The 14,427-nt window shown below is 44.8% G+C and carries 12 protein-coding genes; 6 read left to right on the top strand and 6 right to left on the bottom strand.

Annotated features, from left to right (window positions below; translation table 11 throughout):
* The first annotated feature begins 92 nt into the window (after window positions 1-92).
* Window positions 93-338 (top strand): hypothetical protein, encoded by a 246-nt coding sequence (locus tag FN815_RS18930; RefSeq protein WP_185957295.1) that lies wholly within the window; start codon window positions 93-95, stop codon window positions 336-338.
* Between the two features lie 32 nt (window positions 339-370).
* Here the strand turns inward: FN815_RS18930 and FN815_RS12815 are convergent, their stop codons facing one another.
* Window positions 371-1,222 (bottom strand): MBL fold metallo-hydrolase, encoded by an 852-nt coding sequence (locus FN815_RS12815; RefSeq protein WP_142455043.1) that lies wholly within the window; start codon window positions 1,220-1,222, stop codon window positions 371-373.
* Between the two features lie 6 nt (window positions 1,223-1,228).
* Window positions 1,229-3,013, bottom strand: a complete 1,785-nt coding sequence (sppA, locus tag FN815_RS12810; protein WP_142455042.1) for a signal peptide peptidase SppA — start codon at window positions 3,011-3,013, stop codon at window positions 1,229-1,231.
* A 120-nt stretch (window positions 3,014-3,133) separates the two neighbouring features.
* On the opposite strand from sppA, the gene FN815_RS12805 reads away from it, so the two are divergent.
* From FN815_RS12805 to FN815_RS12785, 5 genes are all read left to right on the top strand, one after another.
* Window positions 3,134-4,738, top strand: coding sequence for a phytoene desaturase family protein (locus tag FN815_RS12805; RefSeq protein ID WP_142455041.1), 1,605 nt, complete (start codon window positions 3,134-3,136; stop codon window positions 4,736-4,738).
* Window positions 4,739-4,746: 8 nt separating this feature from the next.
* Complete coding sequence (gene alr / locus FN815_RS12800) at window positions 4,747-5,808, top strand: alanine racemase (RefSeq protein ID WP_185957294.1); 1,062 nt, start codon at window positions 4,747-4,749, stop codon at window positions 5,806-5,808.
* A gap of 171 nt (window positions 5,809-5,979) precedes the next feature.
* Window positions 5,980-6,960: a DUF4097 family beta strand repeat-containing protein gene (locus FN815_RS12795; protein WP_142455039.1), complete on the top strand. Its 981-nt coding sequence runs from the start codon at window positions 5,980-5,982 to the stop codon at window positions 6,958-6,960.
* Window positions 6,961-7,055: 95 nt separating this feature from the next.
* Window positions 7,056-9,056 (top strand): PP2C family protein-serine/threonine phosphatase, encoded by a 2,001-nt coding sequence (locus FN815_RS12790; protein ID WP_142455038.1) that lies wholly within the window; start codon window positions 7,056-7,058, stop codon window positions 9,054-9,056.
* An 87-nt stretch (window positions 9,057-9,143) separates the two neighbouring features.
* Window positions 9,144-10,577, top strand: coding sequence for a BamA/TamA family outer membrane protein (locus FN815_RS12785; protein ID WP_142455037.1), 1,434 nt, complete (start codon window positions 9,144-9,146; stop codon window positions 10,575-10,577).
* Between the two features lie 212 nt (window positions 10,578-10,789).
* Here the strand turns inward: FN815_RS12785 and FN815_RS12780 are convergent, their stop codons facing one another.
* From FN815_RS12780 to rpiB, 4 genes are all read right to left on the bottom strand, one after another.
* Window positions 10,790-11,299: an FKBP-type peptidyl-prolyl cis-trans isomerase gene (locus tag FN815_RS12780; RefSeq protein ID WP_185957293.1), complete on the bottom strand. Its 510-nt coding sequence runs from the start codon at window positions 11,297-11,299 to the stop codon at window positions 10,790-10,792.
* A gap of 140 nt (window positions 11,300-11,439) precedes the next feature.
* On the bottom strand, window positions 11,440-12,291 hold the full coding sequence (gene tatC / locus FN815_RS12775; protein ID WP_246075281.1) for a twin-arginine translocase subunit TatC: 852 nt from the start codon (window positions 12,289-12,291) through the stop codon (window positions 11,440-11,442).
* Window positions 12,292-12,310: 19 nt separating this feature from the next.
* A complete protein-coding gene (gene glyA, locus FN815_RS12770; protein ID WP_142455035.1) occupies window positions 12,311-13,609 on the bottom strand; it encodes a serine hydroxymethyltransferase in 1,299 nt (432 codons plus the stop codon).
* 10 nt (window positions 13,610-13,619) lie between these two features.
* Complete coding sequence (rpiB, locus tag FN815_RS12765; RefSeq protein ID WP_142455034.1) at window positions 13,620-14,063, bottom strand: ribose 5-phosphate isomerase B; 444 nt, start codon at window positions 14,061-14,063, stop codon at window positions 13,620-13,622.
* Window positions 14,064-14,427: the final 364 nt, after the last annotated feature.

Genomic DNA, 14,427 nt, shown 5'->3' with positions numbered 1-14,427 from the left:
CGAAAAAAAAGATTAGTAAACACTGAAAAAAAATAAAATTTTTTGTAAGGATTAGGTTTCAGATCGCTCTTACATGCTGAGTTTAGTAAAGTGTGACAGCTAAAAAAATTATGACTCGTACTCGTACATGTAGTTTTTGTAATGCGGAAGAAGGAAAACTTCGTCCTTTGGGACGGTTTAAAGTTGAACTAACGGAAGTGGAAGATAAGAATGGAAACATTGTTTTGGCGTGCCAAAGCTGTGTTGTCCATCACCGGGAGAAGTTTGATCAGAACAAATCAAAAAAATCGTTGCTCAAAAAAATTCAGCAGTTTTTCTCCTCTTCAAGAAAGAAATAACAATCTGTTAGCTTAATGAAATTGATTTTGGGTTAACGTTTAATATCGCGCAATACAAAATTTTTATCTTTACCCCGCTCTAACTTGCCGGTTTTGGCATGAATAGAGTGGTAAAATAACATAAGGGCATTTTCTTTGGAAGCCTGACGTAATATTAACGTTTTGGCTTTTTTAGATTGTACCGGATCTACGTCCAACTGACGCATGGCGTAGTGATTAAGATGGTACTCTGAAGGCACAAGGTCTCCTAAATAGTATGCTACCTCACCGCCGTCATGGATTTTTACAATTTGATGCCCGGGTGTATGTCCTCCCGTACGAATGATATCGATGCCCGGCAGCAGCTCAAAGGCCTCATCCGTTATCATCACCAGTTTGTCTTCTGCTGCCAGCTTATAAAATTCATCCAGATTATACCCAGCCCCAGCCATCTGTTGCCCGGAACTCATCTGTTCCAAAGCAAAATACCATTCCTTTTTTTGGATGAAATAGTTGGCGTAGCTCATAGTAGGGCAGGTTGAAGTGCGTTCATCAACATATGTGGATCCTGCGGCGTGATCGTAATGTAGGTGACTTAGTACCACATGAGTGATGTCAGAAGGGGTCAGGCCGAATATCTCGAGGTTTGTAAGCAGGTTGGAAGTGTCGGTGAACTGACTTTTGTGATCCAGCCCCCAGCCAAGCCCGGTATCCAGCAGTACGTGATGTTTGCCATCACTTACCAAAATTGGGTTGATGCCTATTGAAACCGGGCGTTTAGTTGATAATTCGGTTTGTAATGGTTTACCGGGAACCGGATGTTCGGCTTTTTGTATGATACCGTCTTCGAAGACTTCAAAAACGCCCTCGCTTAGCTGTTCAATATTAAATCTTCCTACTTGCATATATGCTTAATTTATTTCGTATCTGAGAGGCATTATGGCCCAACTTTGGACATTAGAACCATGTTGGTAGAGCGAGACTTGCTCGATCGGTTGCCTTGCCATTTCGGGAATCCAACCTCTTAGCAGCATTTGGGCCTGGGTATTAGCAGTATTAAAAAGCGCCTCGTATAAACCCTTAGGTTTTGGGTAGATCTCAATTCTCCAGCTTTCCATTTCGGACATCTCAGCTGCCAGGGCAATGGCTGTTTCAATATCACCAACAACATCAACCAAACCAACTTCATGAGCAGCGGTGCCGGTGTACACTCTTCCCTGAGCCAGTTCATGTACTTCATCCCGTGTCATTCCGCGGTTTTCAGCTACACGGCTGAGAAACGTTTCGTAACCGTTTTCTGTGTTTTGCTGAAGGATGCGCTCTTCTGCGGGGGTAAATGCATCGGTTAAGTCATAAAGATCAGCGTATTCGTGGGTGGTCAGGGTTTCGAAATCCAGTCCGATTTTATCTTCAAGTAGCTCATTGGTATTGAAGAGCACGCTAAAGATCCCAATAGAGCCGGTGATGGTGTTAGGCCCGGCTACTACGGTGTCGGCCCCCATGGCCATGTAATAACCACCGGAGGCTGCTACAGAGCCCATGGAAGCAATAACGGGTTTTTTCTCAGAGGCTTTTTTCAATGTATTCCAGATAAGATCGGAGGTGGTAGCAGAACCGCCGGGACTGTTAATGTGAACCACGATGGCTTTTACTTTGCTATCATCCAGCGCATCTTCTATCTGTTCCTGCACGTCATCTGCAGTAATCATTTGGGAACCGCCAAAAGGAGTGCTTCCTAAATCGGGCATGATAGCACCAGAGGTGTAGATGACCGCAACTTTATCGTCTTGGTAATTGGTATCAATCCCTGCGCTGCCTTTGGATACTTTGGAATATCGACTAAAAGTGATGGTTTCCAATTCTTCATCGTCAGTACCGATGGCTTTTTTGATAATTTCTTCTACTTCGTCCTCAAAAGCCAGTGAATCTATCAGTCCTTCCTGAACGGCAAAATTAATGCGATTGATGGGCGCCGAATTCAGCATGGTGTTAATTTCATCCGGTGTTTTGCCGGTTCGTTCGGTAACGGCTGCCACAAAAGTTGAGGCAGCAGAGCCCATAATCTCTCGCATCTGCTCCCGGCTTTCAAGTGAGCTTGATGTTTGCAGGAAAGGTTCTACAGCCGATTTGTATTTACCTACTCTAAATACCTGTGGCTTAAGACCGATTTTATCCAGCATATCTGCATAAAAAGTCATTTGGGTTACAAATCCGTCAAACTCGAAATTGGTATTGGGCGGTGAATAAATGCCATCCGCAGCAGTGGCCAAAAAATAGGATTTTTCATTCATCCCGATATCATCGGTACTGAAGTACAGCAGCTTGCCGCTTTCTTTGAAGTCCTGAAAATACTGCCGTGCCGTCTCCAAATTAGCCCACGATGCGCCTACGATGTTTGTTTTAACCCAAACAGCTTGAATGTTATCGTCAGCTGCAGCCTTGGTGAGGTTTGCTTTTAAGCTCTCTAATGAAATGCGATTTGTTGCAGCGGGATCAATCAATTCTTCCAGTGGACTGGGGACCACGTAGGCCGGAATATCCCCGGTTAAATTGATAGTGAGCACGGAATTAGCATCTACTTGGGGGGCGGGTTCCGAAGAGCTGACCATTACAAATCCAATAAAAACCAGAAAGAGTAAAAACAGGGAAGTAAAAATACCTAAGAGCGTCGCTAAAAAAGTCTTAAAAAAATTCATTTTATGAATGTTTGGATATTATTTTTACCGCGTGGGAATGAGAATGAAGTTCAATATGTACTGACTATAAAATGTACATAAAGATTAAATTCATTCCATTAATTTTAATACAATTACCGCATGAATCAAACTGATGCAATAATTATTGGATCCGGCCACAATGGATTGGTAACCGGTTGCTATTTGGCAAAACACGGCTATAAAGTATTGGTACTCGAGCGTGATACAACCATAGGCGGTGCCGTGCGAACCGAGACGATGTTCCAATCAGATGAAAACCCCCATGGTTTTCGGATGGATGTTGGGTCTTCAGTCCATATCATGATTCATCAAACGGGAATACTTGAGGATCTGGAATTGACAAAATATGGACTGGAATACATCGATATGGATCCGATTATGTCCTATCCCGTGCCAACCGGAAAGGGAGTGATTCATTTTTGGAAAGATGTAGATCGCACGCTGGAGTCCATATCCAAAGTAGCCCCGGAGGATGTAGAGAACTACAAAGAGTTCATCGATTTTTGGGGTAAGATCAACAAAGGCGTGCTGAAAGCTTTCATGACTTCACCAAAAGCCGGAAGCCTTTTTGCCGAAATGACCAAAGCCCAGATTCGGGATGGCTCGATGTTCAAGAAAGGAGAGCAGGCTGCTGGTTTACAAAAGATACTCTCCAGTTATGGGAAAGTAGTAGACGATGCATTTGAAAGTCCGTACATGAAAGCCGCTATTTTGTGGTTTGCAGCTCAATCGGGACCATTGCCGGATCACAGTGCTACCGGTGATTTTGCTGGCTGGCAATCAATGTTGCATCAGAGTGGAGCCAAACATCCCAAAGGGGGGAGCGGTATGCTCACCCAAGCCATGAAAAACATGATTGAAGCTCATGGCGGGGAAGTAAGGGCGGATCAACCCGTAGAAAAAATTCTGATAGAAAACGGCAAGGCCATTGGCGTTCGCACCGAAAGCGGGGAGGAATTCCGGGCGAATACCATTGTTTCGAATGCGCATGTGCAAACTACCATGATGAAAATGGTGGGGCGGGAGCATCTGGATGATTCCATGTTCACTAAAGTAGAAAATATCAACGTAGGCAACGGTTTTGGCATGGTGATTCGTTGTGCGGTAGAGGAATTGCCTGATTACAGCGCAGCTCCCGGAGATCCCCACATTCACAATGGCATTCAGTTGCTGGCACCTTCCGTACAGTACATGAATAATGCTATAGGCGATTATACCAAAAAACTCCCGCCAGAAAAACCGGCGGTTTTATGCATGACCTTTTCCAAGATTGATCCCGAAGTAGCTAAAGATGGCAAACATACCTTATTTGCCTGGGCGCAGTGGCATCCGTATAAGTTGGCTAACGGCATGCACTGGGATGATATCCGCATGCGGGAAGCACAGAAGATTTACGATGTAGTCACCGATTACGCCCCCAATATGAAAGACAAACTCATAGATTGGTACATCCAAACTCCCCTGGACATTGAACGGAAACATGGTTTGTTGAGAGGTAACGTAATGCACGTGGAAATGAGCTTTGACCAGATGTTTATGTTTCGCCCCATTCCGGAAATGAGTAACTACGAAACTCCTGTTAAACAATTATATTTGGCCAGTGCTTCCTGCCATCCGGGCGGAGGAGTATTTGGCGCAGCCGGACACAACGCGGCACAAGTCATCCTGAAAAATAACAAGAAGTCATTCTTTTCATTTAGCTGAGGTATTCTTTGAACTCCATACTCACGGTTCATCTTGATAAAATTGGGCAGAATTTACAGGCCGTAACTGACCGGCTGAAACCCAAGGTACAACGGATGGCGGTGGTAAAGAACGAAGCTTATGGCCATGGAATGTTGCCAGTAGCTAATTACCTGAAGGACAAAGTAGAATGGTTTTGTGTGGCCTGGCTGGAGGAAGCCATAAAGCTTCGGGAGAGTGGAATTGAGAATCCAATCCTGGTTTTTAGCGTACCTCCCAAAGGCAAGGAAGGCTTATATAAGAAGTATGACATCACGGCCAGCATTTCCCATTTAGCTGTATTTGAACGACTCAAAAAAGGCACTAGCTGCCATCTTCAATTTGATACCGGCATGTTTCGTTTGGGGATGCTACCTGAAGAGATTTCAGATGCAGTTGCCGCAGTTGAAAAGTATTCAGGCCTGAACTACACCGGTATTTACACTCATTTTGCCTGTTCTGATGAAAAAAATCATAAAGGAGTAAAAAAGCAGATTGAGCTATTCAAAAATATACGGTCTCATTTTTCGGATGATTTAATGGCCCATACTTCCAACAGCGGGGGAATCTTCTACTATGGAGAAGAAACCCAATTTGATGCCGTGCGCCCGGGCGTATGTCTTTACGGTTATGCACCCGGAGAAGTGGAGATTCCTGAGTTATCACCAGTAATAGAATGGACATCACATCTGGTTCAGGTTAAACCAATCAAAAAAGGAGATTTGGTGGGATATGGTTCTCGCTGGCAAGCGCCCGAAGATGGCTGGCTGGGTATTGTTCCGGTTGGCTATTCCGACGGACTGTTTCGAAGTTTGAGCGGTAAGTTTGATATGGAAATTTCCGGCAGCTTATATCCGCAGGTTGGGACGATTAGTATGGATTATTCGGCTGTTTTCCTTGGATCAAATAAGTTTAGTGAAGGACAGGAAGTTACGTTGCTTCGAAATGGAGAACTATCTGCCAAAACTTGGGCTCAAAAAGCCGGTACAATTCCCTATGAGATCACTACAGCCATCAAACCTAAAGTAAAAAGGAAATATATCGGAGCTTAGTTGCTACTTCTTACCTCCTTAAAAGAAGAAATATATTTCATTCTATTTGATCTATTCCCAATAAGCACCTATCGTTTACGGGTCAATAAACTTTCTGGGCAACTAATTATTTTTTTACTCGTACGGCCAACCAATTAGGCTATTATCTGTCTTTAATTGATATCTATAAAATTGAGTAGGACATTTTTCTCATATCATATTTTAGGTCTCATTTTGCTTCTGTCAATGCCGCACTTAGGTATTGCAGCTACAAAAACCCTGCCTGATTCTGTTGTTTTCCATGAGACTACTATTCAGGAAACTCCCTACATGACCCGTGAGTTTGAAGTGGACGGGCCCGGAATCCTTAAAGTGTTTACGTTAGCGGGAGATGTAGAAGTAGAGGAAACTCCCAATACCCATAAAGTACGGATAGAGCTATATGTAGATCGAGGCTATGCGTTTTGGTCGAATACCAAAAATCTGGACAACTACCGCATAACGATGCTCAAACGGGGCAATGAAATTGTAGCTTCGGTGGAGCAGAAGTCGAAGGAGACAGGCTTTTTTAGCGACCAAATGAAATTTTCGTTTAAAGTATTTGTGCCACAAGCTATGTCCACACAGCTGAAATCATCAGGCGGCGATATTCACATTAACGGGCTTAGGGGAGATCAATTGGCCAAAACCAGCGGAGGAAACATTGAAGTGCGTAATGCTGTGGGTAAGATCGCTGCTTATACCTCAGGAGGCAATATTGGTATCCGCACATCAGAAGGAACCATATATGGGCAAACCGAAGGCGGCAATATCAATATTGCAGAAAGCGGTGGCGAGATCAGGTTAAGATCCAATGGGGGCAATGTTCGAGCTGAGCAAATATCAGGTTCTATGTTGGCACGAGTTGAGGGAGGAAATATAAAAGCGAGTTTTATTGAGGTATCTCAGGGAATCAGTTTGGAAACTACGGCGGGTGATATCTTTCTGGATATACCCCGTGATGGCGGCTATGATATCGCGGTTAGAGCCTCAAAAATCAACTTCCCGGCACTGCCTGGTTTTACAGGCACACAGCGATCCAACATGGTAGAGGGCACATCCAACAATGGCGGATCAACCATTAATCTTGTCACAGAATATGGCACGGTAACTTTAGAAACGGGTATTTATTAACCATTTTGAAGGGCTCTTCATCACATAGCAAAAAACTCACAGGTAGCAGCTTCTTCCTGGTTGCTTTATTCCTGGCCTTTTGGACGGTACCAGCTATGTCACAGATTGTTGATACTGAAGATGCCTTTCAGCTTTCAGCTGCTGATTTATCCCGGGAAGACCGAATTATCTATATCACCGATTCCTGGAAATTCAACGCGGGCGACAACAAAAAATGGGCGGCCCCGGCTTATGATGATTCTTCCTGGCAACACGTAAGTACCTATCTTGGTCCCTCGGAACTGCCCTTTATTGAATGGAATGGCATTGGGTGGTTCCGGATGCACCTCAAGGTTGATTCTTCACTGGTTGATTTTCCGCTGGCATTATTGATTGAACAGCATAACGGGGCCTCGGAGATCTATTTGGACGGAAAGTTACTCTATGAACTGGGCGAAGTCTCCGCATTTGAAGAATCGTATAAACCATATCGGGATAACCGTCCCCGGCCCATCGTTCTTTCCGATACAGCCACGCATGTAATTGCCGTGCGTTTTGCCAATCATGCCGCCCGTTCCTTTAATGAGTACGGTTTTACAGCCGGCTTTAGGTTTTTGATCGGAGATTTGGATTATCATGTGGCCTCTTCCATTGGCGGGGCAACCTCAACCACCTGGTCTAAAGTATTGTATACCGGAATCTTGCTGGCTTTTACGGTGATACACATGCTGCTTTTTGCCTTTTATCCCTCGGGCAAACAGAATCTCTTTTTTGCGCTTTTTACCGCTTTTCTGGCACTTCTTACCTTCACGATCCTTCAAACCAATTATTCCGATTCGCCTTTACTGGCCATTTCCTACTACCGCGTTTCGCTCATCGCCTGGCTTTTTACCATCGTGTATGCCTTACGTTTCTGTTATAGTTTGTTTTATGATAATCCCCCCAAAGTATTCTGGATTTTTGGGGTGATTGGTTTGGGACTGGCCATAGGTACCTGGTTTGATGCCCGCAACCTGGATGTATACAGGGAACTCTTCGCTTTTCTTGGCTTGATGGAAATTATCCGGGTGTTGATGATTTCATTCTATAAACAAAAGGAGGGCGTTTGGATCATAGGCAGCGGTTTGATGTGCCTGGTGGCAGGCATTCTTTTTACGGTGTTGGCGAACCTGGATGTGATAAGCGGAGATCCGGTTTTAGGAAATCTCTATGGTTCTGCCGGCCTGATTTTTGGCATGTCGATTTACCTTTCAAGGGATTTTGCACAGACTAACAAACGACTGAAATACAAGCTGGAAGAAGTTAAGCACCTTTCCGAGCGGGCTTTGGAGCAGGAGCGCATCAACAAACAAAAAGAAATTGAACACGAGTTGCTTACAGCGGAAAACGAGCGGAAGTCGAAAGAGCTGGAAGAAGCACGGGCCCTTCAGCTTTCCATGTTGCCCAAGAAAGTGCCCGAAAGCAGCTACTGGGATATTGCCGTGTTTATGGAAACAGCCCATGAAGTAGGAGGCGACTATTATGATTTTGTACAAAAGGGCGAGGATGTTTTAACGGTTGCCGTAGGCGATGCAACGGGGCATGGCATGAAAGCAGGAATTATGGTGGCTACGGCTAAGAGTTATTTCCACACTCTGGCTAATAATTATGATACGGTGGAAATGCTGCAGCGCATGTCTTCAGGCATAAGAAACATGAACCTGCGGATGATGTTTATGAGCATGCTTTTTCTGAAGTGTAAACAGCACAGCATTGAATACACCTCAGCGGGTATGCCTCCCGTATTGCACTACCAGAACCAGCAAGGAACCGTGCGTCAGGTGTTGCTGAAAGGAATGCCATTGGGGGCTCGTGTTGAGTTTCCTTATCAAAAGCTGGAATTGAGTGTTCAACCAGGGGATAGTCTTTTATTGATGAGTGACGGCTTGATGGAACTGTTTAACAAGGAAAGAGAACAGCTGGGTCTGGAACGAATAGAACAGGTTTTTAAAGATATTGGAGATGGTTCTGCTTCTGATATTATATCAGAGATTATGCGTCTGGCCGAGAAATGGGCGGGCGGTAACATACAGGAAGACGACATTACCTTAGTTGCCCTCAAAGCAAAAACGAAATAGGAAATAAAGGGTGGCGGCTTATCAAGCTTTGCTGTAACATTGACTTATGCTGCCCGTATGGCACCGAATGTATAAAAAGAACGACTGATGAGGATTAAGCTACTTTTTTCTTTTTTTGTGTTTATGCTGATAGCCACTGTTCAAGCTGTAGCTCAGACTTCAAGTGAGAGTGAGGAAGATCCTTTTAAAAACGATCCCTTTTTCTCAAAACCCCTGGACGAGTTGCTGAACAAGAAGACTGTAGCCAAGGATAATGAGCTGGCAAAAGATTCAGCCCGAACTGAAACCAAAGAGGTCAAGCGCTATGTTTCCCGCCTATATGATGAAGGTATTGATTTTGGAGGTGCTTTTGAGGCCGGTCCCTACAGTTCAAATTCTTTATACGGACAATATCCCTCATTGCCTATGATTCACTTTAACCGGGTGGATGGACTTTTTCTGGGCTTCCGAAAAGAGCGCATGCAGTGGTATAATAATGACAACCTGTTGGGTATCATCAATATCATTCCGCATGGTATGCTCGGGTATTCTTTTGGACAGGAGAAATGGCATTACGAAGCCGGCCTGGAACGTTATTTGGGATTTAACGATCGAATTTTAGTAGGAGCTGAAATTTACGATGCTACCACATCCGATGATTACTGGAGGGTTGGGTATATTGAAACAAGTCTTACTTCCTTTTTTGCCGGTTATGACTTCATGGATTATTACCAGCAAAAAGGCTGGGGCGCTTATCTCTTAATGCGAAGCAGGAGGTTATTTGAAGCCGGTGCTTCCTATAATGACAACCGGTTCAATAGCCTGGAACAACAAACCGATTACCATATGTTTGGCTCGGGTGATCACTATCGTCCAAATCCCCCTGTAGAGATTATAAATAACCGAAGTGTTGATACCTTAAACATTTCTAGCCTGGGCTTTTCGGCGGCTTTTAATCCTAAGAAACTAATTTTGTTGCCTCATTATACCTTTGCGCTGTCTGGTACTATGGAACTGGCCGATCCTGGTTTTAGCAGTTCGGATTACTCGTACACCAAGTACGAGGCACAAATGATTAGTTACCTGAATTTTGAACCGGGTGGTGTACTCAAGTACCGGATCAAAGCGGGAAGTATAACGGGAGAGGCTCCACTTATGAAAGAGTTTCAGTTAGGTGGTCCTGGATCGCTACGGGCGATGCCATACAAGACTTTTCCTGGTATACGAGAAGGAGGCAACAAAATGCTGCTGAGCAATGCTGAGCTTCAGTTTGGTTCTTCCTACGGTTTTAATCATTCTGGAGACTGGATTGATTTCAGTGATTTCTACCTAAGCTTATTTTTAGACTCCGGTTGGGTTACAAAAACTCAAGAAGACAATAAAACTGCCCTGGATGGTTTTTCAGCTTTTAAATTCGAGGACCTTGAACACAACGGAGGCATTGGGTTAGGCACCAACTCATTTCGGTTTGAATTGGCCTGGGACCTAAATAACACCAGTCGCTCCCCCGTGTTATGGTTCAGGCTGAACCCTACTTTTTAAGAACTTCTGCAAGAATTGATTCGCGGTAATTTGAGTTGGAGGGGAAAGAAACTTTTGCAGCCCTTAAGGTCATTTCAAAGCGGAGGCCCAAAATCTAAACAATTTGGGGTTCGGCAATTGAATTACCGGCAACAATAAGATCACTGCCTACGCAGGGATGACCTCTTTTAATATTTGTGACTGGTGATTATACCTTGTCCTTAAAAAATTACTTAAAGTACAATCTCATCCAATTCAAGATCATAGCGGGCAGTGTCTCCATTTCCATCTTCATCTACTCCTAAACCTAATTCGGGTGGGATGATGAGAACACGTTTTTCACCTTCTTTCATGCCAACAATTCCTTCAACTAAACCGTCAAAAATAGCGAATCTGCTGTTGGGGATGCTTGGGATGTTGGAAGGGGTAGTATTTCCGTTGATGTAAGAAGTTTGAGGGCTACGGCTTAAGACGATTACTTCCATCGTTTCCAAATACCTGCCTGTATAGTACAAGTCTATTTCGTCTCTGATGTCTACTTCATATTGACCTGAGCCTTCTTCTATTATATGGATAATGAGTCCATCATCGGTAGTATCGGATGAGATGGCGTTGCTAATATCGAATGGTTTTGGAACAGCCGACAAATCTATCTCATAGGGATTGTCATCGTCACATGAACTTACTGAGATAGCTGAGATAAGCAGGAATACTAAAAACGTTGACTTAGAAATAAATTTCATTAATGTATTGATCTGTAATTTGATTGTTGCTTTGCGTGATGTCTTCTTGAATTCTATCATCAACGCAGATTAAGATAAATTATGATGCAGCCTCAAAGATACCGGATGAAACGGATAAAACCACAGGAAATGTGCTCGCTTTAATCTTGACTTGGTGTTCCACCGATGGCTTCGGCTAACTCCTGCTTGCGTTTGCGAACAGCAAAACGGCTAATCCAAATCGAAAGCTCATACAACACTGTAAGCGGCATCGCAATCAGGATCTGTGAAATGGGATCCGGAGGAGTAAGCATAGCAGAAATAATCAAAAATATGATTAATGCATGCCGGCGATATGTTTTAAGAAATTCCGGAGTTAAGAGCCCAATCTTGGAAAGGGAATAGCTTACTACCGGAATTTGGAAAATGATACCACAGGCGATCACCCACATAGATACCGAGCCAAAATAGGCATTGATATCAAAATCGTTGCGTATGATGTCTGAAATCTGGAATTGTGCGAAGAATTGCAGGGCGAAGGGCACCAACACCAGGTAGCCAAAAGAAACTCCCAGCAAAAAGAAAAAGGTGATGAAGAACGTGCTAAACAGTGATTTCTTCTTCTCCCTAAACTCAAGTGCAGGTTCGATGAACGCCCATATTTGATAGATAAAAAGAGGAGACCCAATGATGAATCCCATCACAAAAAGAGTACCCCAATAAGTGAAAAACTGCCCAGGCAGCCGGCGACTCTGTAGCTCAAAATTGAGCGCATCAACCCGCAGGATATCGTACATGAAGAAATCGGCACGCGTTGGGCCCAGCATCACATCTTCCACAAAAAAGTCGGAGAAGATGAATGCTACTATCACCCCAACGAGAACACCAAGCAGCCCCTTGATGAGGCGCCAACGAAGTTCCTCCAAGTGCTCCAGAAAAGACATAGTGTCGGTCCGGTCGGCAGGCTTTTGGGCCTTGGGCGGCTCGGGTTGCATAATTTGGCGTTCTTCCAAGGGGAGGTCCTTTCTTATCTTAAGCAGTTACAAAGTCGTATAGCGGAAAGCGGTCGCAAAGATCCCGCACTTCCTGTTCTACCTTTTTATGATTGTCTTCGTCTTCGGGCTTCTGCAGTACCTTATCAATGAGCTCAGCGATGCGCTTGAATTCGGCTTCTTTGAGCCCACGGGTGGTCATAGCAGGGGAGCCAATACGAATACCGGACGTTACAAAAGGACTTTCCGTATCAAAAGGCACCATGTTTTTGTTTACAGTGATGGCTGCTTTCTCGAGCGCTTCCTCGGCAATCTTGCCATTCAGGCCTTTGTTACGTAGATCAATCAGGAGCAGATGATTATCGGTGCCGCCGCTAACCAGGTTATATCCCATTTCAAGGAACTGCTCGGCCATGGCCTGAGCGTTTTTCTGCACCTGTTTTTGATAGGATTTAAAATCGTCTTGCAGGGCCTCTCCATAAGCCACGGCTTTGGCTGCAATCACGTGCATCAGCGGACCGCCCTGGGTTCCGGGGAATACGGCAGAGTCAAATACTTCGCTCCAGTTTTTGGTGCGGCCTGATTTTCGGGCTTTCACCCCGATGCTGTTTTCACCGTCTTTGCCCACCAATATCATCCCGCCACGTGGACCACGTAATGTTTTATGTGTAGTAGTGGTAACTACATGCGAGTGGGGTAGAGGATCGTTGAGTAAATCAACAGCAATGAGTCCGGCCGTGTGGGCCATATCCATCCAGAGCAGGGCACCTACTTCATCGGCAATGCTGCGGAAGGCTTCATAATCGTAGTCACGGGGATAGGCCGAAGCACCAATGGAAATCATGGTCGGCTTCACTTCGCGGGCCCGCTCCCGGATTTTATTCATATCCAGCCGGCCGGTTTCTTTATCCACACCATAAAACTCAGCGTTGTAGTTGATGCCCGAAAAGTTGACAGGCGAACCGTGCGTGAGGTGACCGCCGTGCGATAAATCAAAGCCCAGCAGGGTATCGCCGGGCTTCATACAGGCAAGATAAACGGCCGCATTAGCCGTAGCACCAGAATGTGGCTGAACATTAACCCAATCGGCTCCAAATAATTCCTTGGCGCGATCGCGGGCTATATCTTCTACCACGTCCACTATTTCGCAACCGCCGTAATAGCGTTTGCCGGGGTAACCTTCCGCATATTTATTCGTGAGCGTACTGCCCATGGCTGCGATCACAGCTTTTGAAGCAAAGTTTTCGGAAGCAATGAGTTCCAGGTTGTAGTTCTGACGGTCTTTTTCTTGGTCGAGCAAATCAAAGATGCGCGAATCTTGCTCTTGGAGGGATTTCATCAGCGGTGGGTTACTTTTTGGTGGTTAGGGATTCAATTTTGTCGATGCGGCGCTTGTGTCGTCCGCCTTCAAATTCAGTGTCAAACCAGGATTTCAAAATGTCTCTGATTTGATCTTCGTTCAATTCCCGTCCCGGCAGGCACATGATATTGGCGTTGTTATGCAGGCGGGTCATTTTAGCAGCATCGGCTTTATATACCAGGCCGGCCCGTATTTTAGGATATTTGTTGGCCGTCATGCAAACGCCCTGACCGCTGCCACAAACCAGGATGCCCTGATCGTATTCTCCGTTGTTGACCCGTTCGGCAACTTCAACGGCAAAATCGGCATAATCCACCGAGTCCTCAGAATGGGTGCCGTAATCCACCGGCTCATGCCCCATATCTTCCAGTATTTTTTTGGTGATTTCTTTCGCGGGATAGCCTGCGTGATCGCTTGCTATGGGAATAATCATAGGAATTTTTGTTGGTAAGAATTAAGGCACAGAATATCCTCATTTTTTCTATGATATTAAAGAAGGAATGGGGATTAGTTGAGATAAAGTTTTGGTTACTGTTTTGAGTTAAAGACAAACATTGTTGCCCTTTGCAACATTAACCCACCCCTCAATCCCCGCCCAAGCGGGGAAGCTCGTTGGGGAGGTCTAAATTAAAATCAATGAAAGGAATTAGTGGCAATATTCTGTCCATATGCTTCATGTTTCAATAAAGCGTTTCCTCTCCCGGGAGAGGATTAAGGAGAGGGTGGATGTTGCAAAGGTTTACAAGTTGTTAGAAAATGCAATGTATTCGTTTTAAAGAAAGGCAGTTTAGCCTTTG

Origin of the sequence: Gracilimonas mengyeensis, from assembly GCF_900182705.1 — a bacterium.
Classification (GTDB): domain Bacteria; phylum Bacteroidota; class Rhodothermia; order Balneolales; family Balneolaceae; genus Gracilimonas; species Gracilimonas mengyeensis.
Note: the sequence above shows the minus strand (reverse complement) of the source record. Positions and strands in the feature narration are given on the sequence as shown.